General features: G+C 71.1%; 20 protein-coding genes. 17 read left to right on the forward strand and 3 right to left on the reverse strand.

Features of this window, described 5'->3' with window-relative positions; translation table 11 throughout:
- Window positions 1-72: 72 nt before the first annotated feature.
- The 12 genes from SLUN_RS30185 to argF all read left to right on the forward strand — a co-directional run bounded on the left by SLUN_RS30185 (window position 73) and on the right by argF (window position 13,319).
- Window positions 73-1,482 (forward strand): NADP-dependent succinic semialdehyde dehydrogenase, encoded by a 1,410-nt coding sequence (locus tag SLUN_RS30185; protein WP_108153121.1) that lies wholly within the window; start codon window positions 73-75, stop codon window positions 1,480-1,482.
- A gap of 67 nt (window positions 1,483-1,549) precedes the next feature.
- A complete protein-coding gene (locus SLUN_RS30190; RefSeq protein WP_108153122.1) occupies window positions 1,550-1,792 on the forward strand; it encodes a DUF5133 domain-containing protein in 243 nt (80 codons plus the stop codon).
- Window positions 1,793-1,916: 124 nt separating this feature from the next.
- Window positions 1,917-2,312, forward strand: coding sequence for a cell division protein SepF (locus SLUN_RS30195; RefSeq protein WP_108153123.1), 396 nt, complete (start codon window positions 1,917-1,919; stop codon window positions 2,310-2,312).
- 56 nt (window positions 2,313-2,368) lie between these two features.
- A complete protein-coding gene (locus tag SLUN_RS30200) occupies window positions 2,369-3,517 on the forward strand; it encodes an AAA family ATPase (protein ID WP_108153124.1) in 1,149 nt (382 codons plus the stop codon).
- Entirely contained in the window at window positions 3,514-3,846 is a 333-nt protein-coding gene (locus tag SLUN_RS30205) for a nucleotide pyrophosphohydrolase (protein WP_108153125.1), read from the forward strand. The genes SLUN_RS30200 and SLUN_RS30205 overlap by 4 nt, the downstream gene beginning before the upstream one ends.
- Window positions 3,847-4,026: 180 nt before the next feature.
- Window positions 4,027-4,617 carry a DUF6099 family protein gene (locus SLUN_RS30210; protein WP_254710345.1) on the forward strand — a complete coding sequence of 197 codons (591 nt, stop codon included), beginning with the start codon at window positions 4,027-4,029 and terminating at the stop codon, window positions 4,615-4,617.
- 85 nt (window positions 4,618-4,702) lie between these two features.
- Entirely contained in the window at window positions 4,703-5,626 is a 924-nt protein-coding gene (locus SLUN_RS30215) for an LLM class F420-dependent oxidoreductase (RefSeq protein WP_108153126.1), read from the forward strand.
- A 33-nt stretch (window positions 5,627-5,659) separates the two neighbouring features.
- Window positions 5,660-6,565 carry a homocysteine S-methyltransferase gene (gene mmuM / locus SLUN_RS30220; protein ID WP_217506072.1) on the forward strand — a complete coding sequence of 302 codons (906 nt, stop codon included), beginning with the start codon at window positions 5,660-5,662 and terminating at the stop codon, window positions 6,563-6,565.
- Between the two features lie 219 nt (window positions 6,566-6,784).
- Window positions 6,785-8,278: a 3' terminal RNA ribose 2'-O-methyltransferase Hen1 gene (locus SLUN_RS30225; RefSeq protein ID WP_108153128.1), complete on the forward strand. Its 1,494-nt coding sequence runs from the start codon at window positions 6,785-6,787 to the stop codon at window positions 8,276-8,278.
- Complete coding sequence (locus SLUN_RS30230) at window positions 8,275-10,812, forward strand: polynucleotide kinase-phosphatase (RefSeq protein ID WP_108153129.1); 2,538 nt, start codon at window positions 8,275-8,277, stop codon at window positions 10,810-10,812. The genes SLUN_RS30225 and SLUN_RS30230 overlap by 4 nt, the downstream gene beginning before the upstream one ends.
- Window positions 10,813-10,982: 170 nt before the next feature.
- Window positions 10,983-12,215: an arginine deiminase gene (locus SLUN_RS30235; protein WP_108153130.1), complete on the forward strand. Its 1,233-nt coding sequence runs from the start codon at window positions 10,983-10,985 to the stop codon at window positions 12,213-12,215.
- Between the two features lie 102 nt (window positions 12,216-12,317).
- Window positions 12,318-13,319: an ornithine carbamoyltransferase gene (argF, locus tag SLUN_RS30240; protein WP_108153131.1), complete on the forward strand. Its 1,002-nt coding sequence runs from the start codon at window positions 12,318-12,320 to the stop codon at window positions 13,317-13,319.
- A 17-nt stretch (window positions 13,320-13,336) separates the two neighbouring features.
- Here the strand turns inward: argF and SLUN_RS30245 are convergent, their stop codons facing one another.
- Window positions 13,337-13,771, reverse strand: a complete 435-nt coding sequence (locus tag SLUN_RS30245; RefSeq protein ID WP_254708296.1) for an ATP-binding protein — start codon at window positions 13,769-13,771, stop codon at window positions 13,337-13,339.
- A gap of 226 nt (window positions 13,772-13,997) precedes the next feature.
- On the opposite strand from SLUN_RS30245, the gene SLUN_RS30250 reads away from it, so the two are divergent.
- Both SLUN_RS30250 and SLUN_RS30255 read left to right on the forward strand, forming a co-directional pair.
- Window positions 13,998-14,825 carry an enoyl-CoA hydratase family protein gene (locus tag SLUN_RS30250; RefSeq protein ID WP_108153133.1) on the forward strand — a complete coding sequence of 276 codons (828 nt, stop codon included), beginning with the start codon at window positions 13,998-14,000 and terminating at the stop codon, window positions 14,823-14,825.
- A 2-nt stretch (window positions 14,826-14,827) separates the two neighbouring features.
- The gene (locus SLUN_RS30255) at window positions 14,828-17,338 is read left to right on the forward strand and encodes a bifunctional salicylyl-CoA 5-hydroxylase/oxidoreductase (RefSeq protein WP_254709877.1); all 2,511 of its coding nucleotides are present in this window, start codon (window positions 14,828-14,830) and stop codon (window positions 17,336-17,338) included.
- A 49-nt stretch (window positions 17,339-17,387) separates the two neighbouring features.
- Here SLUN_RS30255 and SLUN_RS30260 read toward each other — a convergent pair whose 3' ends face one another.
- Both SLUN_RS30260 and SLUN_RS30265 read right to left on the reverse strand, forming a co-directional pair.
- The gene (locus SLUN_RS30260; protein WP_108153134.1) at window positions 17,388-18,194 is read right to left on the reverse strand and encodes a PaaX family transcriptional regulator; all 807 of its coding nucleotides are present in this window, start codon (window positions 18,192-18,194) and stop codon (window positions 17,388-17,390) included.
- A gap of 4 nt (window positions 18,195-18,198) precedes the next feature.
- A complete protein-coding gene (locus tag SLUN_RS30265; protein WP_108153135.1) occupies window positions 18,199-19,815 on the reverse strand; it encodes an AMP-binding protein in 1,617 nt (538 codons plus the stop codon).
- A 153-nt stretch (window positions 19,816-19,968) separates the two neighbouring features.
- Between SLUN_RS30265 and SLUN_RS30270 the strand changes: the two genes are divergently transcribed.
- The 3 genes from SLUN_RS30270 to SLUN_RS30280 all read left to right on the forward strand — a co-directional run bounded on the left by SLUN_RS30270 (window position 19,969) and on the right by SLUN_RS30280 (window position 22,458).
- Complete coding sequence (locus tag SLUN_RS30270) at window positions 19,969-21,153, forward strand: acyl-CoA dehydrogenase family protein (RefSeq protein WP_108153136.1); 1,185 nt, start codon at window positions 19,969-19,971, stop codon at window positions 21,151-21,153.
- Window positions 21,150-21,548 (forward strand): RidA family protein, encoded by a 399-nt coding sequence (locus SLUN_RS30275; RefSeq protein WP_108153137.1) that lies wholly within the window; start codon window positions 21,150-21,152, stop codon window positions 21,546-21,548. The genes SLUN_RS30270 and SLUN_RS30275 overlap by 4 nt, the downstream gene beginning before the upstream one ends.
- Window positions 21,549-21,612: 64 nt before the next feature.
- Window positions 21,613-22,458 carry an alpha/beta fold hydrolase gene (locus SLUN_RS30280; protein ID WP_108153138.1) on the forward strand — a complete coding sequence of 282 codons (846 nt, stop codon included), beginning with the start codon at window positions 21,613-21,615 and terminating at the stop codon, window positions 22,456-22,458.
- Window positions 22,459-22,566: the final 108 nt, after the last annotated feature.

Consider the following 22,566-nt stretch of genomic DNA (forward strand, 5'->3'; position numbering starts at 1 on the left):
CCCAGTACCAACGCTGCCAAGCCGTCCGTACCGCGCAAGTGTCGAAGGACCGAGCTCGAGGAGGACAGTTCCATGCCCATCGCCACGGTGAATCCCGCCACGGGAGAGACGCTCAAGACATTCGATGCGCTCGGAGCTGAGGAGATCGAGCGGCGCCTGGCGCTCGCCCGGACCGCCTTCGAGCAGCACCGCACCACGGAGTTCGGCCTGCGGGCGGAACTCATGAACCGCGCCGCGGACCTGCTGGAACAGGACCAGCAGGACATCGCCCGCACCATGACCACCGAGATGGGCAAGCCGATCGTGGCGGCCCGCGCGGAGGCGGCCAAGTGCGCGAAGGCGATGCGCTGGTACGCCGGGCACGCCGAGGAACTCCTGGCCGACGAGCACCCCTCGGCCGCCGATATCAAGGACGCCGGTGCCTCCCGGGCGAGCGTCCACTACCGTCCGCTCGGCGTCGTTCTCGCCGTGATGCCGTGGAACTTCCCGCTCTGGCAGGTCGTACGGTTCGCGGCCCCCGCCCTCATGGCCGGCAACGTCGGCTTGCTCAAGCACGCGTCGAACGTGCCGCAGACCGCCCTGTACCTGGAGGATCTCTTCCGCCGCGCCGGTTTCCCGGAGGGCTGCTTCCAGACGCTGCTCGTGGGATCCGGCGCCGTCGAGAGCATCCTGCGCGACCCCAGGGTCGCCGCCGCGACACTCACCGGCAGCGAGCCGGCCGGCCGTTCCGTCGCCGCCGTCGCGGGCGACGAGGTGAAGAAGACCGTACTGGAGCTCGGCGGCAGCGACCCCTTCGTCGTGATGCCGTCGGCCGACATCGGGCGGGCGGCCCGCACCGCGGTGACGGCCCGTGTGCAGAACAACGGCCAGTCCTGCATCGCCGCCAAGCGGTTCATCGTCCACACCGATGTCTACGACGCGTTCTGCGAGCGCTTCGCCGAGGGGATGCGGCAACTGAGCGTCGGCGACCCCATGCAGGAATCCACCGATGTCGGTCCCCTCGCCAGCGAACAGGGGCGCACCGACCTCGAAGAGCTCGTCGACGACGCGGTGCGCCTCGGTGCGACGGCACGGTGCGGAGGGCAGCGCCCCGAAAAGCTGGACCGGGGCTGGTACTACGAGCCCACGGTCCTCACCGGAATCACCACCGGCATGCGTATCCACCACGAGGAAGCCTTCGGACCGGTGGCCACGGTCTACCTGGTGGGGGACCTGGACGAGGCGGTGAGCGTCGCCAACGACTCGCCCTTCGGGCTGAGTTCGAATGTGTGGACGCGCGACGACGGGGAAGTCCGGCGGTTCGTACGCGACCTGGAGGCGGGTGGAGTCTTCTTCAACGGAATGACGGCCTCCCACCCCGCGCTGCCCTTCGGCGGCGTCAAGCGCTCCGGCTACGGCAGGGAGTTGTCGGGCCACGGCATTCGTGAGTTCTGCAATGTCACCACCGTGTGGCACGGCGCCGAGCCGGACGCCAACAGCTGACCCCTCCGGGGGACCCGGACGGTGGGCCGCACACCCGGTCACCGGGTGGAGGTCGAGAGTAGGAATCATGCTTCTTCTGCCGGACAAGGCTCTGCTCGCAGGGCTGTTGCAGCGATACCGGACCTGGGAGCGTCTGGTCCTCGCGCAGCCGAACAACCTGGCCAGGCGTCGTCGGCTGGAGGACCTCGCGTACACCCTGTGTGTCCTGATGGGGCGGCGCACCGCCCGCGAGGCGATCATCGCGGCCGAATTGCACCTCGGGCTGTCCCGGTCGGACGGCTCGGCCGCGGAATGGGCGCAGGACCGCTGAACCCGCGCAGACCGCTGAACCCGCGCTCCGCGTCATGCCCCTGGCCGCCGAAGGCCGAAGTTCCGTGGGCGACTCACCCGTGTCGCTGTTGGGCCGAACGGGTGAGGGGCGGGAGGATGGGCCCATGAGTAGGTACGAGAGGTACGACGTCACCGACGAGCAGTGGGAGGGCCTGGCTCAGGTGGTCCCCTTGCGCAGCCGTAACGAGTGGCCTTCGCGCGTCGACCACCGCACGGTCCCGCAGGACTACGCGGCGGTCGAGCAGCGCCGTTTCGTGGTGCTGCGGGTGCAGGTCTTCGCCGACGCGCGCGAGGTGGCCGAGTACCTCATCGCCCAGATCCCGGTGCTGCTGGACCTGACCGGCGCCGACACCGAAGTGGCCAAGCGGATCCTGGACTTCAGCAGCGGTGTCGTCTTCGGGCTCGGCAGCGGGATGCACCGCGTCGACCGTAATGTCTTTCTGCTCGCCCCGGTCGGCACAGAGGTCGAGGGGATCGCGGCCGCCGTCCCCCGTTCGTAGGAAGGACGTAGAGGCGGAACGGTTCGGCGCATTTCGCTCTGCGTACCGTCCCGTTCATGAACGCAAACACCCCGCTCAACGGTGCGAACAGCGCCCGCCCCACCGTCACCGAACTGCGGCTCTCCGCCTTCAAGTCGCATCGGGGCGCGTCCTTTCCCCTCGGCCCGCTGACGCTCTTCGCGGGTGCGAGCGGCAGTGGCAAGTCGAGCGCCCTGCAGGTGTACGAGGCGCTGACGCGGCTGGGCGCGGGCGATGAGCTCGAGGCGGCCTTCCCGGATCCGGCGGCGTGCGTGCCGGAGTGGGCGGAGGCGGACCGGCAGGGGCGGCGGGGATTCAGGATCGGCTGCACCGTGGACGGCCCGGCCGGGCCCGTACAACTCGACCTCGCCGTACAGGCGGAACCCGAACTGAGAGTGGTGGGCGAGCGGCTGACCAGCGGCGGCCGGACCCTGCTGACCACCGCGCTGCGCGATCCCGGACGCTCATCGGTGCAGGCCGCCTGGCACACGGCCGGGGCAGCCACGGTGACGCGCGCCCCGCTGCCGGACGACCGGCTGGGCACGGCTCTGTTGCCGCTGCGGGTGGCCGGCAAGACGGAGGGCCAGCTACGGGTTCTGGCTGCTGCCGAGCAGGTGGTGGTCGCGTTGCGCTCGGTCTTCGCCTGCGATCCGCAGCCGCAGCGGATGCGCGAGCCGGTGGCGGCGGGGGAGGGGCGGCTGCGGCGCGGCTGCGACAACCTGGCGGAGGTGCTGCACCGTACGCGGAGCCAGTGCGCCAAGCGGCACGCGCGACTGGCCGCGGCGGCCCGGTTGGGGTGCGCGGGGGACGTGGCGGACGTGGCCGTGGAGGAGCTCGGCGACGGTACGGTACGGGCGCTGCTCGGCCGGGGCGGTGCGCGGGGAGCGACTCCCTTGGGGCGGCTGGGTGAGGGCGAGTTGCGGTATCTGGCGCTCGCTCTGGTGCTGCTCACCGGGCCCGGGGTGCTGGCCATGGACCAGGCGGCCGAGGTGCCGGCGGCGTACCAGTCGCTCACCGTGCTCGCGGACGGATTCGACCGCTGCCTGGATCCGAGGCAGGCGCGCGAACTGGTGTCGCTGGCTGCGGAGATGTGCGCGCGGGGGCACATCCGGCTGGTGGGGGCGGTCGCCGACGCTTCGTACGCGCGCGGAGTGGACGGCGTGACGGTGGTAGACCTGGTGGCGTGACGAGACAAGACGGACTGGATGTGGCGGGGTTGCAGCGCAGGCTGGCCGAGTTCGCGGCGGCGCGCGAGTGGGAGCCGTACCACACCCCGAAGAACCTGGCGGTGGCGCTGAGCGTCGAGGCGTCCGAACTGGTGGAGATCTTCCAGTGGTTGACGCCCGAGCAGTCGGCGCGGGTGATGGAGAAGGAGGGGTCGGCGCACCGGGTGCGGGACGAGGTCGCGGATGTGCTCGCGTATCTGCTGCAGTTCTGCGAAGTGCTCGGTATCGACGCGCTGGCGGCGCTCTCCGACAAGATCGACCGGAACGAGATTCGCTTCCCCGCGAAGTGATTTTCGCCCGGTCTGGCGGCTCTTGACCCAGGCCTTCGTCACTCTGCGGAGTTGTGGAGTTATCCACAACGGCCTGGGTATCCACAGATTTCCGAATTCCCCTGGCTTTCAGGCTCAAGCAGCTTCACTCTGGGTAATGAACTGAGTGGGCAGAGAGTCGTACGAACGGGGGCGGCGTACATGGATGCAGAGCGGCTCATCGGGGTCAGCCGACGTGCCCTGGCGCAGAGCCGGGCGGTGCCGGACATCGTGGCGGAGGCCTGGCAGGCTCAGGCCCTCGCCCAGGCGATCGGCGGCCGGCTGGTGTTGGCAGGGCCACCGGAGCTGAGAGGCGAGGCACGCGGGCTCAGCGAGATCGGCGGGCGCGCGTGCGGGGTGCTCGACCATCCGATGGTGCGCAGTGGCGGGGTCCGGGCCGCGCAGCTGTCCGAAGTGGCGGATCCGCGGGGGACGTTGACCGGGCTGAGTGCGCTGTTGGGGGATGTGGGGATCGCGCTGGTCGGGGTTGCCTGTGCGACGGACGAGGAGGGGCTGTACTGGCAGTGCATCGAGGCGATAGACGCCGCCGACGAGTCGAACGACCGGGTGCGCGGGATGCTGCGCCGGCTCTCCGTGCGGGAATCGGACAGACCGCCCGACACCGTCCGGGGGAGAGCCGGTCCGATGGCCGCGGCGGTGTCGGCGGATGTGCCGAAGCCGCCCGGGGCATCGGTCTCTTCCGAATCGGCGGATGCGGCGGAAGCAGTGGACTCGGCGGCGGGGTCGTCATGACGGGTTGGCTTCACCCGACCGAGCCGTGTCGGGGCCTGGCTGGGACGGTGGGGTTGACGGCCGGGCGAAGGTGCAGGATGGATGCATGGATCTTCGAATCTTCACCGAGCCCCAGCAAGGGGCGAGCTACGACACCCTCCTGACCGTTGCCAAAGCCACCGAGGACCTCGGGTTCGACGCCTTCTTCCGGTCCGACCACTACGTGCCCATGGGGTCCGCCGATGGGCTGCCCGGGCCGACCGATGCGTGGATCACCCTGGCCGGGCTGGCCCGCGAGACCAAGCGGATCCGTCTCGGCACGCTGATGACCGCCGGTACGTTCCGGCTGCCCGGCGTGCTGGCCATCCAGGTCGCGCAGGTCGACCAGATGTCGGGCGGCCGGGTCGAGCTGGGCCTGGGCGCCGGCTGGTTCGAGGAGGAGCACAAGGCATACGGCATCCCCTTCCCCAAGGACAAGTTCGCGCGGCTTGAGGAGCAGCTGGCGATCGTCACCGGACTGTGGGCAACGGAGGTCGGCAAGACGTTCTCGTACGACGGCACGTACTACCAGCTGACCGACTCGCCCGCGCTGCCCAAGCCCGCCCAGGCGAAGGTGCCGGTGCTGATCGGCGGGCATGGGGCGACCCGCACCCCCCGGCTGGCCGCGCGGTACGCCGACGAGTTCAACATGCCGTTCGCGTCCATCGGGGACAGCGAGCGCCAGTTCGGCCGGGTCCGCGCCGCTGCCGAGGCGGCCGGGCGCAGGGCGGACGACCTGGTGTACTCCAATGCCCTGGTCGTCTGCGTGGGCAAGGACGACGCGGAGGTGGCGCGCCGAGCGGCCGTCATCGGACGGCAGGTGGACGAGCTGAAGGCAAACGGGCTGGCGGGCTCGCCCGCCGAAGTGGTCGACAAGATCGGGCGGTACGGCGCGATCGGTGCGTCCCGGATCTACCTCCAGGTCCTGGACCTCCACGATCTGGAACACCTCGACCTGATCTCCTCGCAGGTCCAGTCCCAGCTGGGCTGAGCCGGCCGACCCGAGCAGCTGGGAGCACCTGTGATGCCCACCCGTACACTCGCCGCCGCGCTCGCCGAAGGGGTCGTCGTCCTCGACGGCGGGCTCTCCAACCAGTTGGAGGCGCAGGGCTGCGATCTGTCCGACGACCTCTGGTCGGCGCGGCTGCTCGCCGACGATCCACGGCAGATCGAGGCGGCGCACACGGCGTATGCGGGGGCGGGGGCCCAGGTGCTCATCACCTCGAGTTACCAGGCGACTTTCGAGGGCTTCGCGCGGCGGGGTGTCGGGCGGGAGGAGGCCGCGGGGCTGCTGGCCCGCAGTGTTGAGCTGGCGCGCAGCGCGGGTGCGGCGGCCCGCCGGGAGGTGTGGGTCGCGGCCTCCGTGGGGCCGTACGGCGCGATGCTCGCGGACGGCAGCGAATACCGCGGGCGGTACGGGCTGTCCGTGCGGGAGCTGGAGCGCTTCCACCGGCCGAGGATCGAGGCGCTGGCGGCGGCGGCGCCCGATGTGCTCGCCCTGGAGACGGTGCCGGACACGGACGAGGCGGAGGCGTTGCTGCGGGCGGCCGAGGGGGTCGGGGTGCCGGTCTGGCTCTCGTACACCATCGCCGGCGAGCGGACCCGGGCCGGCCAGGAGCTGCCGGCCGCCTTCGCTCTCGCCGCCGACCGGGACCAGGTGATCGCTGTCGGGGTGAACTGCTGCGAGCCGGGTGACGCGGACCGTGCGGTGGAGCTCGCGGCGGCGGTGACCGGCAAGCCGGTGGTCGTCTACCCGAACAGCGGGGAGCGATGGGACGCGAGCGGGCGGGCGTGGCGCGGCGCAGTCACGTACGACCCGGCCAGGGTGCGGGACTGGCGGGCATCCGGTGCCCGGCTGGTAGGTGGCTGCTGCCGGGTCGGGCCGGGACAGATCGCCGAACTCGCTGTACTCGCGGGTGGCGGACGGTAGCGAGCCGCCGCCGGCCGCTGCGGTCACCCGCTCCGGCTGTCGGCCGCTGCGGTCACCCGCTCCGGCCGCCGGCCGCTGCGGTCGCCCGACCGGCGCCGCGTCTTTGCTGCCCGTACCACTCGCCATGCCCGCGGCCCACCAGTCGCGCCATCCCCGCCCGCACCTTCCGCGTCGGGAATTGCCTGGTCAGGCGAGGCGGCTCCGGCCATACTCGGACGGGTGTTCCTGACGATCAGTACGACCGGCACCCCCGAACGTCCCGCCACCGACCTGGGCTTTCTGCTGCACAAGCATCCCGACAAGGCGCAGACGTTCTCCACCTCGCACGGCACGGCGCATGTCTTCTACCCCGAGGCGTCCGCCGAGCGCTGCACGGCCGCGCTGCTGCTGGAGGTGGATCCGGTGGCGCTCGTGCGGCGCGGCAAGGGCAAGGGCCGCGGCGGCGCGCCCGATTCGGCGCTCGCGCAGTACGTCAACGACCGGCCCTACGCCGCGTCCTCGCTGCTGGCCGTGGCGCTGAGCACCGTGTTCAAGAGCGCCCTGCGGGGTGTGTGCGCCACGCTGCCCGGGCGGGCCGAGGCCCCGATGCGGTTGCGTATCGAGGTGCCCGCGCTCCCCGCGCGCGGTGGCGCCGAACTGGTGCGGAAGCTCTTCGGGCCGCTGGGCTGGACGTCGGTGGAGGCGGAGCCGGTGGCGCTGGACGTGCAGTTCCCCGAGTGGGGCGACTCACGCTACGTACAGCTGGTGCTCGAAGGGGAGCTGCGGCTGGCGGACGCCCTGCGGCAGCTGTACGTCCTGCTGCCGGTGCTCGATGACGCCAAGCACTACTGGGTCGCGCCCGACGAGGTGGACAAGCTGCTGCGGGCGGGCGAGGGCTGGCTGGCCGAGCACCCCGAGCAGAAGCTGATCACGAGCCGCTATCTCGCCCGCCGCTGGGGGCTGACCCGGCAGGCGATGGAGCGCCTTGAGCTGGTGCGGCTGGCCGAGGCCGACGACCTCGAGGTCGAGGCCGTGGACAACGCCGTGGACGAGACGACGGCCGAGTTTGATGGTGAAGAGGGCTCGGAGAAGCCTGTGCCGCTCGCGGAGCAGCGCAGGGACGCCATTCTCCAGGCGCTGCGCACGGCCGGGGCGAGCCGGGTGCTCGACCTGGGCTGCGGGCAGGGCCAGTTGGTGCAGGCGCTGCTCAAGGATGTGCGCTTCACCGAGATCGTGGGCGTGGATGTGTCGGTGCGGGCGCTCACCCTCGCCGGGCGCCGGCTGAAGCTCGACCGGATGGGCGAGCGGCAGGCGGAGCGGATCAAGCTGATGCAGGGTTCGCTCACGTACACCGACAAGCGGCTCGTGGGCTACGACGCGGCCGTACTGAGCGAGGTCATCGAGCACCTCGATCTGCCGCGGCTGCCGGCCCTGGAGTACGCGGTGTTCGGGTCCGCCCGGCCGCAGACCGTGGTCGTGACGACGCCGAACGTCGAGTACAACGTCCGGTGGGAGACGCTGCCCGCCGGGCATGTGCGCCACGGCGACCACCGTTTCGAGTGGACGCGCGAGGAGTTCCGCGCCTGGGCGGACGGCGTGGCCCAACGGCACCGATACGAGGTCGAGTTCGTGCCCGTCGGGCCCGACGACCCCGAAGTCGGACCGCCCACCCAGATGGCTCTGTTCTCCATGACCACCGTCCGTACGACCGAGAAGGAGGCGAAGGCCGCATGACCAGCGAATGCACCCGCAAGCTCCCGGTGACCGACCTGTCCCTCGTCGTCCTCATCGGCGCCACCGGCTCCGGCAAGTCCACCTTCGCCCGCAAGCACTTCAAGCCCACCGAGGTCATCTCCTCCGACTTCTGCCGTGGGCTCGTCGCCGACGACGAGAACGACCAGAGCGCGAGCGGCGACGCTTTCGACGTACTGCACTACATCGCGGGAAAGCGGCTCGCGGCCGGCCGGCTGACCGTCGTCGACGCCACCAGCGTGCAGCAGGAGAGCCGCCGCCAGCTCGTGCAACTTGCGCGCCAGTACGACGTGCTGCCCATCGCGATCGTTCTCGACATGCCGGAAGAGGTGTGTGCCGAACGCAATGCCGCACGCCCGGACCGGGCCGGGATGCCCCGCCACGTCATCCAGCGCCACCGGCGTGAACTGCGCCGCTCGCTGCGCGGACTGGAGCGCGAGGGCTTCCGCAAAGTGCACATCCTGCGCACCGTCGAGGAGGTCGAGAGCGCAGAGGTCGTCCTCGAACGCCGATATAACGACCTCACCCACCTCAGAGGCCCCTTCGACATCATCGGTGACATCCACGGCTGCCGATCCGAGCTGGAGACGCTGCTCACCAAGCTCGGGTACGTGGACGGCGCGCACCCCGAGGGGCGTACGGCGGTCTTCGTCGGCGACCTCGTCGACCGGGGACCCGACAGCCCCGGCGTGCTGCGCCGCGTGATGAGCATGGTCGCCGACGGCAACGCCCTGTGCGTGCCCGGCAACCACGAGAACAAGCTCGGACGCTGGCTCAAGGGCCGCAACGTCCAGCACACGCACGGACTCGCCGAGACGATCGAGCAGCTGGAGAAGGAGGACGACTCCTTCCGCGAGCAGGTGAGGGAGTTCATCGACGGACTCGTCAGCCATTACGTGCTCGACGAGGGCAAGCTGGTCGTCTGCCACGCGGGCCTGCCCGAGAAGTACCACGGGCGCACCTCGGGACGGGTCCGCTCGCACGCGCTGTACGGGGACACGACCGGCGAGACCGACGAGTTCGGCCTGCCCGTGCGCTACCCCTGGGCGGAGGACTACCGAGGGCGGGCAGCCGTCGTCTACGGCCACACGCCCGTGCCCGACACCTCGTGGATCAACAACACCATCTGCCTGGACACCGGAGCGGTCTTCGGCGGCAGGATGACCGCGCTGCGCTGGCCGGAGCGCGAGCTCGTCGACGTACCGGCCGAGAAGGTCTGGTACGAGCCGGCCAGGCCGCTGACCACCGAGGCGCCGGGCGGCCGCGAAGGCCGTCCGCTGGACCTCGCCGATGTGCAGGGCCGGCGGGTCGTGGAGACCCGGCACATGGCACGCATCGGCGTGCGCGAGGAGAACGCCGCGGCGGCGCTCGAGGTCATGAGCCGGTTCGCGGTCGACCCGCGGCTGCTCGCCTACCTGCCGCCGACGATGTCGCCGACCGCGACCTCGAAGGAGGAGGGGTACCTGGAGCACCCGGCCGAGGCCTTCGCCCAGTACCGGACGGACGGCGTGGCGAAGGTCGTGTGCGAGGAGAAGCACATGGGCTCGAGGGCGGTGGCGCTCGTCTGCCGTGACGCGGAGGCGGCACGCGAGCGGTTCGGGGTCGAGGGCCGCACCGGCGCGCTGCACACCCGTACCGGACGCCCCTTCTTCGACGACGAGGCCGTCACCGAGGAGATCCTGGGCAGGCTGCGCGCGGCCGTCACGGAGGCCGGGCTCTGGCAGGAACTCGACACGGACTGGCTGCTGCTGGACGCCGAGCTGATGCCCTGGTCGCTCAAGGCGTCCGGGCTGCTCCGCTCGCAGTACGCGGCGGTCGGCGCCGCATCCGGCGCGGTCCTCCCCGGTGCCACGGCGGCCCTCGAGGCTGCCGTCGCGCGCGGCGTGGAGGTCGACGGACTGCTGGCCAAGCAGCGTGAACGCGCTGCGGACGCGGCCGCGTTCACCGAGGCGTACCGGCGCTACTGCTGGACGACCGAGGGGCTGGAGGGGGTACGTCTCGCGCCGTTCCAGATCCTCGCCGTGAACGGGCGCTCGCTCGCCTCCGTACCGCACGACGAGCAACTGGCGTGGCTGGACCGGCTGGTGGAGCACGATCCCACGGGCCTGCTCCAGGTCACCCGGCGCCTTGTCGTCGAGACCGGCGACGAGGCCTCCGTCGGCGCCGGCATCGACTGGTGGCTGGAGATGACCGGGAGGGGCGGCGAGGGCATGGTCGTCAAGCCGCTCCAGGCACTCGCACGGGACGGGAAGGGCCGGCTCGTGCAGCCGGGCATCAAGGTCCGCGGCCGCGAGTACCTGCGGATCATCTACGGCCCCGAGTACACGCGCCCGGAGAACCTGGAGCGCCTGCGCAACCGGTTCCTGAACCACAAGCGGTCGTTGGCGCTGCGCGAGTACGCGCTGGGGCTCGAGGCGCTGGACCGGCTGGCCGAGGGCGAGCCGCTGTGGCGGGTCCACGAAGCGGTCTTCGCCGTGCTGGCACTGGAGTCGGAGCCTGTCGACCCCCGGCTGTGAACCCCGCCGCGCGGCCTGTGGGGAGGCACTGTCAGTGCCTCCCCACAGACCGTGATCACTCGCCGGAAGTGGGGCGGGTGAGCGGGGCGCACGGGGGATCGGCTGAGATCGGCCCCTGCTGAGTGGTCATTCGCCGGGTGAACGGCGGCTCGCGCGGTGAGGATGGGGGCATGGGATTCCATGTCGACTCCGAGACCGGGCGGCTGCGCCAGGTCATACTGCACCGGCCCGATCTGGAGCTGAAGCGCCTCACGCCGAGCAACAAGGACGCTCTGCTCTTCGACGACGTGCTGTGGGTCCGTCGTGCCCGGCAGGAGCACGACGGCTTCGCCGACGTACTGCGCGACCGCGGGGTGGGGGTGCACCTCTTCGGCGATCTGCTCAATGAGTCGCTGGAGATCCCGGAGGCCAGAAAGCTCGTCCTGGACCGGGTCTTCGACGAGAAGGAGTACGGGCCGCTCGCCACCGACCACCTCAGAGCCGCGTTCGACGAGCTGCCCACGGCCGACCTGGTCGAGGCGCTGGTCGGCGGGATGACCAAGCGGGAGTTCCTTGCCGGTCATTCCGAGCCGACATCAGTCCGCTTCCACGTGATGGACCTCGACGACTTCCTCCTCGGCCCCCTCCCCAACCACATCTTCACCCGCGACACCTCCGCGTGGATCTACGACGGCGTCTCCATCAACGCCATGCGCTGGCCGGCCCGGCAGCGCGAGACCGTCCACTTCGAGGCGATCTACAAGCACCATCCGCTCTTCACCAGTCCGGAGGCGGGAGAGTTCCACCACTGGTCGGAGGGGCAGGACGACTATCCCTCCACCATCGAGGGCGGCGACGTCCTGGTCATCGGCAATGGCGCGGTACTGATCGGGATGAGTGAGCGGACCACGCCGCAGGCCGTGGAGATGCTGGCCCGCGGCATGTTCGCGGCCGGTTCCGCCCGGACGATCATCGCGCTGGACATGCCCAAGCGGCGGGCCTTCATGCACCTGGACACCGTCATGACGATGGTCGACCGCGACATCTTCACCCAGTACGCGGGGCTCGGCATGCTCCGCTCGTACACCATCGAACCGGCCGAGGGCGGCCAGGCGCTCAGGGTCACAGACCATCCGCCGGAGCACATGCACAGTGCGATCGCCGCCGCGCTGGGGCTCAAGGAGATCCGGGTGCTCACAGCGACCCAGGACGTGCACTCGGCGGAGCGCGAGCAGTGGGACGACGGCTGCAATGTCCTCGCCGTCGAGCCGGGCGTCGTCGTCGCCTACGAGCGCAATGTCACCACCAACACCCATCTGCGCAAGCAGGGCATCGAAGTGATCGAGATCCCCGGCAGCGAACTGGGCCGGGGCCGGGGAGGACCTCGCTGTATGAGCTGTCCGTTCGAGCGCGATGCTGTGTAGCCGCCACAGGGGTGCATACCTGCCACAGGGGCGCCGTATAGCAATGCAAGTGCCCGTATATACTTCCAAGGTCACCGTGCACGCGACCCAGGAGCAGCCACCATGGCGATACATCTCGAAGGCCGCCACTTCCTCAAGGAGCTGGACTTCACCGCCGAGGAGTTCCGCGGCCTGATCGATCTGGCTGCCGAGCTCAAGGCCGCCAAGCGAGCGGGCGCCGAGGTCCAGCGGCTGCGCGGCAAGAACATCGCGCTGATCTTCGAGAAGACCTCCACCCGTACCCGCTGTGCCTTCGAGGTCGCGGCTGCCGACCAGGGCGCCGCGACGACCTACCTCGACCCGAGCGGCTCGCAGATCGGGCACAAGGAGTCCGTGAAGGACACCGCGCGCGTCCTCGGCCGGATGTTCGACGGCATCGAGTACCGCGGGCACGGGCAGGGCGTCCTGGAGGAGCTCGCCGTGCACGCCGGAGTCCCCGTGTACAACGGGCTCACCGACGAGTGGCACCCCACCCAGATGCTCGCCGACGTGCTGACGATGACGGAGCACACCGACAAGCCGCTCGATCAGATCACCTACGCCTATCTCGGTGACGCCCGCTACAACATGGGCAACTCCTACCTCGTCACCGGCGCGCTGTTGGGCATGGACGTACGGATCGTCGCGCCGCGGCTGCTATGGCCCGATGACACGATCGTGGCGCTGGTGCGCGGGCTGGCCGAGGTGTCCGGTGCCCGCGTCACCCTCACCGAGGACGTCGCCGAGGGTGTTCGCGGGGCGGACTTCGTCGCCACCGACGTATGGGTCTCGATGGGTGAGGCGAAGCAGGTGTGGGACGAGCGGATCGCCCTGCTCGGCCCGTACGCCGTGACCATGGATGTCCTGCGCGCGACCGGAAATGCGGACGTGAGGTTCCTGCACTGCCTTCCGGCCTTCCATGACCTGGGCACCAAGGTCGGCCGTGAGATTCATGAGAGTCACGGCCTGACCGAGCTCGAAGTCACCGACGAGGTCTTCGAGTCGGACCACTCGGTCGTCTTCGACGAGGCCGAGAACCGTATGCACACGATCAAGGCGATCATGGTGGCCACGCTCGCCGGATAGCCCGGCGGGGGCAGCGGTCAGTGGCCGGCGGGTCGGCTCCGTGCCGGGAGTGTGAACCAGACCGCCTTGCCCTGCTCGGTGGGGCGGTGCCCGCAGTCCGAGCTCAGCGCGCGTATCAGCAGCAGCCCGCGGCCGTGCTCATGCCAGGGGTCCGGCTCGGCGCCCGGCGCGGGACGGGACAGATCACCGGGCGGGGCCGGGTCGCCGTCATGGACCTCCACCTGGCAGCCCGTCTCCAGCAGCTCCACCACCAGCTCGATGGGGGAGCTTCCGCTGGTGTGCTCGACCGCGTTGGCGACCAGCTCGGCCGTGAGCAGCTCGGCCGTGGCGCTGTCCGCGGACACCGCGATGTCCGCCAGCGCCGTACGGATCAGGGCGCGGGCGATGGGCACAGCGGCCGTGGTGTGCGGCAGCGTGATGCGCCATGAGGCGGGGCCGGAGGTTTCGAGCAACGTGGGCGGTCCATTCGAGGTGTGACGTCCTGCTTTCAACCTTACGAACGGCAAGGGGGTAAACAAGGGCCTTCGGGCCGCCCGTAATGGGACCTGTGCCACAACTGCTACTGGATCATTGCCGAGGTAGTACAAGCGCATATCGCGCACTCGTGACGGAAGTCACGTAAGGGTGATAGCTTCGAGAGGCAGGCAGCAGTCCGCCCGCTGAGGGAGGCCACACTCCATGAGCCCCTTTTCCGGCTCCGCGCCGCGTACCGAGAACTGGCGGCATCTGCGGCTCACGACGGAGGACGGGGTCGCGACCGTCACCCTCGCCCGTCCCGAGAAACTCAACGCGCTCACCTTCGGCGCCTACGCGGACCTGCGCGATCTGCTGGCCGAGCTGGCGCGCGAGCGGTCGGTACGGGCGCTGGTGCTGGGCGGGGAAGGGCGCGGGTTCTGCTCCGGCGGGGACGTCGACGAGATCATCGGCGCGACGCTCTCCATGGACACCGCCCAGCTCCTCGACTTCAACCGGATGACCGGCCAGGTCGTACGGGCGCTGCGCGAATGCCCCTTCCCGGTGATCGCCGCGGTGCACGGCGTCGCGGCGGGGGCCGGCGCGGTCCTCGCGCTGGCCGCGGACTTCCGTATCGCGGACCCGTCCGCCCGCTTCGCGTTCCTCTTCACGAAGGTGGGCCTGTCGGGCGGCGACATGGGCGCGGCGTATCTGCTGCCGCGGGTCGTCGGTCTTGGACATGCCACGCGCCTGCTGATGCTCGGCGAACCGGTACGCGCTCCCGAGGCCGAACGGATCGGCCTGCTCAGTGAGTTGACGGAGGAGGGCCAGGCGGACGCCCGTGCGGCGGCGCTGGCCCGACGCCTCGCGGAGGGGCCTGCTCTGGCGTACGCCCAGACGAAGGCGCTGCTCACGGCCGAGCTGGACATGCCGCTGGCGGCGTCGGTGGAGCTGGACGCGGCGACGCAGGCGCTGCTGATGAACGGCGAGGACTACGCGGAGTTCCATGCGGCGTTCACGGAGAAGCGCCGGCCGAAGTGGCAGGGGCGCTGACGATGCCGCGCCGCCCCAGCTGGGACTCCGCGCCAGAGCCCGCGCCTCAAACGCCGGCGGGGCTCGAGGCTGCCGGTCCGGCACGTTCAGCCCGTCCGGCGATTGAGGACACGGCCGAAGGCGGTACGGGTTCGACCACCCCAGCTCCTGCGGTCGGGCCGCCCGCCATCGCCCCCGAGCCCAATACCGTTCCCGCGCCCCGGTCCCGCCCCGCCCTCCGGGTCGCCGTCATCGGCGGCGGTCCCGGCGGGCTCTATGCCGCCGCCCTCCTCAAGCGGCTCGATCCCGCCCGTGAGATCACCGTCTGGGAGCGGAACGGGCCCGATGACACCTTCGGCTTCGGGGTCGTCCTCTCCGACGAGACCCTCGGCGGCATCGAGCACGCCGACCCCGCCGTCTACCGCGCCCTCCAGGACGAGTTCGTACGCTGGGACGACATCGACATCGTCCACCGCGGCCGGACCCTCACCTCCGGCGGGCACGGCTTCGCCGCACTCGGGCGGCGCCGGCTGCTGGAGATCCTGCACGAGCGCTGCGCGTCCCTCGGCGTACGGCTCCGCTTCCGCACCCCCGCGCCACCCGCCGCCGAGCTGGCCGAGTCGTACGACCTCGTCATCGCAGCCGACGGCGTGCACAGCCTCACCCGCGAGGCGCACGCCGACGCCTTCGCGCCCCGCGTCACCACCCACCGCTGCCGTTACATCTGGCTCGCCGCCGACTTCGCCTTCGACGCCTTCCGCTTCGAGATCGCCGAGACCGAGCACGGCCCGATGCAGCTCCACGGCTACCCCTACGCGCCCAACGCCAGCACCGTCATCGTCGAGATGCGCGAGGAGGTCTGGCGCGCCGCCGGTCTCGACGCCTGCGACGAGCGGCAGTCCACCGACCAGTGCGCCAAGATCTTCGCCGACGCCCTCGGCGGCCGCCCGCTGCGCGGCAACGCTGTGTCCTCCGGCGGGCCCCCCGGATTCCCCTCGCCCTGGATCGCCTTCCGTACTGTCGTCAACGACCGCTGGTCCCACGGCAATACGGTGCTGCTCGGCGACGCCGCCCACACCGCCCACTTCTCCATCGGCTCCGGCACCAAGCTCGCCGTCGAGGACGCGCTCGCGCTCGCCGCCTGCATCGAGGAGCAGCCGAGCCTCGACAAGGCACTCGCCGCATACGAGACCGAGCGCCGCCCGGTCGTCGAGTCCACCCAGCGCGCGGCGGCCGCCAGCCTCCGCTGGTTCGAGGAGCTCGGCACCTGTCTCGACCAGCCGCCCCGGCAGTTCGCTTTCAACCTGCTCACCCGCAGCCGCCGTGTCACCCACGACAATCTGCGGCTGCGCGACCCGGCCTTCACCGACTTGGTCGAGCGCGACTTCGGATGCCCGCCGGGCACACCCCCCATGTTCACGCCGCTCCGGCTGCGCGGACTGACCCTGCGCAACCGCGTGGTCGTCTCACCCATGGACATGTACAGCGCTGCCGACGGCATCCCCGGCGACTTCCATCTCGTCCACCTCGGCGCACGGGCGCTCGGCGGGGCCGGTCTCGTCATGACCGAGATGGTCTGCGTGAGCGCGGAGGGCAGGATCACCCCCGGCTGCACGGGCCTCTACACCGCCGAACAGGGCGCGGCCTGGCGCCGCGTCACCGACTTCGTGCACCACAACTCACCGGGCACGGCGATCGGCGTCCAGCTCGGCCATTCCGGCCGCAAGGGCTCCACCAAGCTCATGTGGGAAGGCATCGACCAGCCGCTCGACCAGGGCAACTGGCCGCTCTCCGCCGCCTCTGCGCTCCCGTACCGGAGCGGAGTCAACCAGGTCCCGCACGCCCTGGACCGCGCCGGACTGAACGACATCCGCGACCAGTTCGCCGCCGCGACCCAGCGCGCCGCCCGCAGTGGCTTCGATCTCCTCGAACTCCACTGCGCCCACGGCTATCTGCTCTCCGGCTTCCTCTCGCCCCTCACCAACCACCGGACCGACTCCTACGGCGGCTCCCTCGACAACCGCCTCCGCTTCCCCCTCGAAGTCTTCGACGCGATGCGCGGCATCTGGCCCGACGACCGGCCCATGACCGTCCGCATCTCCGCCACGGATTGGGCGCAGGGCGGCACCACCGCCGAGGACGCGGTCGAGATCGCCCGCGCCTTCGCCGCCCACGGCGCCGACGCGATCGACGTCTCCACGGGACAGGTCGTCGCCGACGAACAGCCCGAGTACGGCCGCTCGTACCAGACTCCGTACGCCGACCGGATCCGTAACACCCTCGGCATCCCCGTCATCACGGTCGGCGCGATCTCCTCCTGGGACGACGTCAACTCGCTTCTGCTGGCGGGCCGCGCCGACCTCTGCGCCCTGGCCAGGCCCCACCTCTACGACCCCCACTGGACGCTGCACGCGGCGGCCGAGCAGGACTACGCAGGACCGGGCGCGCCCTGGCCCCTCCCGTACGGGGCCGGCAGCCGCAAGCCGCCGACCGGCCGCACGGACGCGCCGAAACCGAGACTCACGCTGAAGTGAGGCCCCTGCAACGCCCGCGCGAGGCCTGCCTGCAACGCCCGCCCACCGCTCACGTCTCCACGAACTGCGCACCCGCGTCCCGCAGCAGCGCGTGCAGCCGCGCGAAGACATCCGCCGACCGTTCCCCCGGCCAGCCCTGCGGCAGCAGCTCGGCCGGCAGCCCCGGATCCACGTACGGCAGCCGCCGCCAGGAGTCCAGCGCCGGCAGATAGTCCCGGTACGCCTCCCGCGCGGGCACCTCGTCGCGCGCCTCCCACGCCCGCAGCACCGGCTCGTGCAGATCCAGGAACTCCTCGTGCTGCTTGGCGATCGCCCCCAGGTCCCACCAGCGCGCCACCGCCTCCGCCGTCGCCGCGAAGCCGAGGTGCTCGCCGCGGAACAGCTCGACATACGGGTCGAGCCGCAGCCGTCGCAGCGTGTGCCGGGTCTCCTCGTGCAGCCGGGCCGGCGCGATCCACACACCGGGCGCCGCCGCCCCGAAACCGAGCCGGGCAAGACGTGAACGCAGCAGATGACGCTTGCTGCGCTCGGCCTCCGGCACGGAGAAGACGGCGAGCACCCAGCCCTCGGACAGCTGGGGCGAGTGGCGCGTGTAGATCCGCCGGTCGCCGTCGTCGAGCAGCTGGCGGGCATCGTCCGACAGGGCGTAGCCGGCGGCGCCGTCCGGAGTGCGCTCGGGGATCAGCAGGCCGCGGCGTTTGAGCCGGGAGACCGACGAGCGTACGGACGGAGCGTCGACGCCGAGAACCGCCAGCAGACGGATGAGTTCGGCCACGGGAAGGGAGCCCGGCCGTTCGCGTCCGTACGCGCCGTACAGGGTGACGATCAGGGATCGGGGGGTGTGCTGCTCGGCCACGCGATCACTCTAGGGCCCGCAGGCGGAAGCGCTGCAGCTTGCCGGTCGGGGTGCGCGGCAGCGCATCGAGGAAGACGAATTCGCGCGGACACTTGTACGGAGTCAGCCGCCGTTTCACCGAGTCCCTTAGCGCGGTGACGGTGTCGTCGCCGGTCGGGACCCCTTCCCGCAGTACGACGTACGCCACCACGATCTGTCCCCGCAGCGCGTCGGAACGGCCGATCACCGCCGCCTCCGACACATCCGGGTGTTGCAGCAGCGCGTCCTCGACCTCCGGTCCCGCGATGTTGTACCCGGCCGAAATGATCATGTCGTCGGCGCGGGCGACATAGCGGAAGTAGCCGTCGGGCTCGCGCACATATGTGTCGCCGGTGAGATTCCAGCCATCGCGCACGTAGTCCTCCTGGCGAGGATCGGCCAGATAGCGACAGCCCACCGGGCCGCGCACGGCCAGCAGCCCCGGCTCCCCGTCCGCCACCGGACAGCCGGTGGAGTCCACCACGCGCGCGTGCCACCCCGGAACGGGGATTCCGGTCGTCCCCGGTCTGATCGCGTCGTCCGCCGCCGAGATGAAGATGTGCAGCAGCTCGGTCGCGCCGATGCCGTTGATGATGCGCAGCCCGGTCCGCTCCTGCCAGGCCTGCCAGGTCGCGGCGGGCAGATTCTCACCGGCCGACACACAGCGCCGCAGCGAGCCGGTGTCGTGCGCGTCGAGACTGTCCAGCATCACGCGGTACGCGGTCGGCGCGGTGAACAGGACCGATACCCGGTGCTCGGCGATCGCGGGCAACAGCTGTGTGGGGCCCGCCTGTTCGAGCAGCAGCGCGCAGGCCCCCACCCGCATCGGGAAGATCACCAGGCCGCCGAGCCCGAAGGTGAAGCCCAGCGGCGGGCTGCCCGCGAAGACGTCGTCGCGCTCCGGCCGCAGTACGCGCGCGGAGAAGGTGTCCGCGACGGCCAGCACGTCGCGGTGGAAGTGCATGCATCCCTTGGGGCGGCCGGTCGTGCCCGAGGTGAAGGCGATCAGCGCGACATCGTCGGCCGCGGTCGCCACCGGCGCGTACGGCTCCGGTGCCCGCTCGGCGGCCAGCCGCAGCAGATCGTCGGGGGAGTCACCCCCGTACGAGGTGATGCGCAGCCCCGGCACCTCGGCCATCGCCAGATCGTCGACGGACCGGATGTCGCACAGGGCGTGGCTGACGGCCGCGATCTCGCACACCGTGGCCAGCTCCTTGGCCCGCTGCTGGGCCAGTACGGTGACCGCCACCGCGCCCGCCTTCAGCACGGCCAGCCAGCAGGCCGCGAGCCACGGCGTCGTCGGACCGCGCAGCAGGACGCGATTTCCGGGGACCACACCGAGGCCGGAGGTAAGGACATGCGCGATCCGGTCGACCTGGTCGCGCAGCTCTCCGTAGGTCCAGACCTCGCCGCCCCCGGTGCGGAAGACGGGCCGGCCGGCGCCGAAGCGCTCGATCGTACGGTCCAGCAGTTCGGCGCCGCAGTTGAGCCGCTGCGGATAGTTCAGTTCGGGCAGGTCGAAGAGGAGTTCCGGCCACTGCCCGGCGGGCGGGAGGTGGTCGCGCGGAAAGGTGTCGAGGTGGGCCGAGGGTGTCAGCTCCATGGTTCGCCCCCTTCTCGTGGTGGGGTCGCGAATCGAGCGTATCGTGAAGGTGACGACAGTCAACGGTCCGCGATACCGTGCTTTTCCAGGGACGTCGATATCTGCGGCTCCGCCGCGTGGCCCGGACCCCGACCGCACGAAGTGGGGGCACCAATGCCCGTATTTTCGCTCGATCCGGCACAGACCGCCTGGTGTGCGCAGCTGCGCACCCTGTCCGCCGAGCGGCTGCGACCGCTCGCGGAGAAGTCCGAGCCGGGCCGCGTCAACCGCCCACTGGTCGCCGCCCTCGGCGAACTCGGCCTGCTCCAGCGCCTGTTCGGGGCCGGTGCGCTCGAGCTGTGTCTGCTGCGCGAATCGCTGGCGTACGGCTGCACGGAGGCGGAGACCGCCCTTGCCCTGCAGGGGCTCGGCACCTACCCCGTCGTCCAGGCCGGCTCGGCCGCGCAGCAGGAGCGCTGGCTCCCCGAGGTGATCGCCGGGCGGGCCGTCGCCGCGTTCGCGCTGAGCGAGCCGGACGCGGGATCGGACGCGGCGGCCCTCGCGCTCAGAGCCGTACCGGACCAGGGGGGCTGGCGGCTGAGCGGCGAGAAGCGCTGGATCTCCAACGCCCCGGAAGCCGACTTCTACACCGTCTTCGCCCGTACGACCGAGAGCGCCGGCGCCCGTGGTGTCACCGCGTTCCTCGTCCCCGCCGACCGGCCGGGGCTGAGCGGGACCGGTCTTGAGATGCTCTCCCCGCACCCCATCGGCGCGCTCACCTTCGACGACGTGCCCGTCACCCCCGACGACGTCCTCGGCGAGCGGGACCGCGGCTTCCGAGTCGCCATGAACACCCTCAACCTCTTCCGGCCGAGCGTCGGCGCCTTCGCCGTCGGCATGGCCCAGGCCGCCCTGGACGCCACCATCGGCCACACCGCGCGACGTACCGCCTTCGGCGGCCCCCTCAAGGACCTCCAGTCGGTCGCGCACCAGGTCGCCGAGATGGCGACGCGCACCGAAGCCGCCCGCCTTCTGGTGTACGCCGCGGCCGCCGCGTACGACGAAGGCGCCGCCGACGTGCCGAAGCGGTCCGCCATGGCGAAACTGCTGGCCACGGAGACCGCTCAGTACGTCGTCGACGCCGCCGTCCAGCTGCACGGGGCGCGCGCGCTCCAGCGCGGCCATCTGCTGGAGCATCTGTACCGCGAGGTCCGCGCGCCCCGGATCTACGAGGGCGCCACCGAGGTCCAGCGCACGATCATCGCCAAGGAGCTGTACGCACAGGCGCCGCACACAGGGGAGCTGTACACAGAGGAGTCCCGTACAGGGGAGTCCCGTACAGAGGAGCCGCACGCATGAGCCTGCACCGCCACAATCCGGCCGAGCTCTCGCCGCCCACCGGCTTCTCCCACGCCATCACCGCCACCGGCTCGCGGCTGGTGTTCCTGGCCGGACAGACCGCGCTGGACACCGGAGGGAAGATCGTCGGGGAGACGCTGCCCGAGCAGTTCGAGACGGCGCTGGCCAATCTCCTCACCGCCCTCGCGGCCGCCGGCGGCGCCCCGCAGGACCTCGCCCGCGTCACGGTCTACGCCACCGATGTCGCCGACTACCGTGCGCACGCCCCCGAACTGGGCCGAGTCTGGCGGCGGTTGGCGGGCCGCGACTACCCCGCGATGGCGGTGATCGGGGTGGCACGGCTCTGGGACGACGAGGCTCTGGTGGAGCTGGACGGGACCGCGGTGCTCCCCTAGGCCGTGTGCCGGCGGCGCCCCCCAAGCCGACGCATAGCATCGTTGTCACTCGAGGGGAGTCGCCATGCCGGAGATCGAGCTCAGCGCGGGGACCATCGCGTACGAGGACACGGGAGGCTCCGGCCCCGTCGTCGTCCTGCTGCACGGGCTGGTCCACGACGCGACGGTCTGGCGCAAGGTCGTCGCCGGCCTGGGGCGGGACCACCGCTGCATCGCGCCGACCCTGCCCTACGGCGCCCACCGCACCCCGATGCGCGCGGACGTCCCGCTCAGCCCCGACTCCGTCAACGAGCTGATCGCGGAGTTCCTGGACCGCCTCGACCTGCGCGAGGTGACCCTCGTCGAGAACGACTGCGGCCGCGCCCAGACGGTCGCGGGACGGCACCCCGAGCGGCTCGCCCGGCTGGTGCTCATCTCCTGCGAGGCCTTCGACAACTATCCGCCGGGTGTACCCGGCAAGATGATCTCGCTCGTCTGCAAGGTGCCGGGCGGCATCGCGGTCATGGCCCGCGTCCTGGGGCTGAAGCCGCTGCGACGGCTGCCCATCGGCTTCGGCGCGCTCACCAAGCGCCCGGTGCCGGACGAGATCGCCGACGGCTGGCTGCGCCCGCTGCTGACCGACAAGGCCATCAGGCACGACTTCCGCCGCTACAACGCGGGCGTACGCAGGACCGAGCTGCTCGAAGCGGTGGAAGGACTGCGGAAGTTCGACCGGCCGGCGCTGGTGGTGTGGGCGACGGAGGACCGGATGATGCCGCGGGAACACGGCAGGCGGCTCGCCGAACTGCTGCCGCGGGGGCGGCTGCTGGAGATCGAGGACAGCTGCACGCTGATCGCCGAGGACCAGCCGGAGCGGCTGACGCAGGCGCTGCGTACGTTCGTCGCGGAGCCGGCCGGGGAGCGGTCCTGACCGACCTGTGATCCGCAACTGCGGTGGTGTTCTCGCCCGACTGGTGGCGGTCCTGCCCCGGGTTTACGGTCGATTAGTGGACGGAACCGTCTGCTGACCCTCTCGTGA

The organism is Streptomyces lunaelactis, from assembly GCF_003054555.1.
Lineage (GTDB): Bacteria > Actinomycetota > Actinomycetes > Streptomycetales > Streptomycetaceae > Streptomyces > Streptomyces lunaelactis.

Bases quoted from the DNA above. Each gene is read 5' to 3' on its own strand.
- SLUN_RS30185 (WP_108153121.1), top strand. From the start codon at position 73: ATGCCCATCGCCACGGTGAATCCCGCCACGGGAGAGACGCTCAAGACA.
- SLUN_RS30190 (WP_108153122.1), top strand. From the start codon at position 1,550: ATGCTTCTTCTGCCGGACAAGGCTCTGCTCGCAGGGCTGTTGCAGCGA.
- SLUN_RS30195 (WP_108153123.1), top strand. From the start codon at position 1,917: ATGAGTAGGTACGAGAGGTACGACGTCACCGACGAGCAGTGGGAGGGC.
- SLUN_RS30200 (WP_108153124.1), top strand. From the start codon at position 2,369: ATGAACGCAAACACCCCGCTCAACGGTGCGAACAGCGCCCGCCCCACC.
- SLUN_RS30210 (WP_254710345.1), top strand. From the start codon at position 4,027: ATGGATGCAGAGCGGCTCATCGGGGTCAGCCGACGTGCCCTGGCGCAG.
- SLUN_RS30215 (WP_108153126.1), top strand. From the start codon at position 4,703: ATGGATCTTCGAATCTTCACCGAGCCCCAGCAAGGGGCGAGCTACGAC.
- mmuM (WP_217506072.1), top strand. From the start codon at position 5,660: ATGCCCACCCGTACACTCGCCGCCGCGCTCGCCGAAGGGGTCGTCGTC.
- SLUN_RS30230 (WP_108153129.1), top strand. From the start codon at position 8,275: ATGACCAGCGAATGCACCCGCAAGCTCCCGGTGACCGACCTGTCCCTC.
- SLUN_RS30235 (WP_108153130.1), top strand. From the start codon at position 10,983: ATGGGATTCCATGTCGACTCCGAGACCGGGCGGCTGCGCCAGGTCATA.
- argF (WP_108153131.1), top strand. From the start codon at position 12,318: ATGGCGATACATCTCGAAGGCCGCCACTTCCTCAAGGAGCTGGACTTC.
- SLUN_RS30250 (WP_108153133.1), top strand. From the start codon at position 13,998: ATGAGCCCCTTTTCCGGCTCCGCGCCGCGTACCGAGAACTGGCGGCAT.
- SLUN_RS30255 (WP_254709877.1), top strand. From the start codon at position 14,828: ATGCCGCGCCGCCCCAGCTGGGACTCCGCGCCAGAGCCCGCGCCTCAA.
- SLUN_RS30265 (WP_108153135.1), bottom strand. From the start codon at position 19,815: ATGGAGCTGACACCCTCGGCCCACCTCGACACCTTTCCGCGCGACCAC.
- SLUN_RS30270 (WP_108153136.1), top strand. From the start codon at position 19,969: ATGCCCGTATTTTCGCTCGATCCGGCACAGACCGCCTGGTGTGCGCAG.
- SLUN_RS30275 (WP_108153137.1), top strand. From the start codon at position 21,150: ATGAGCCTGCACCGCCACAATCCGGCCGAGCTCTCGCCGCCCACCGGC.
- SLUN_RS30280 (WP_108153138.1), top strand. From the start codon at position 21,613: ATGCCGGAGATCGAGCTCAGCGCGGGGACCATCGCGTACGAGGACACG.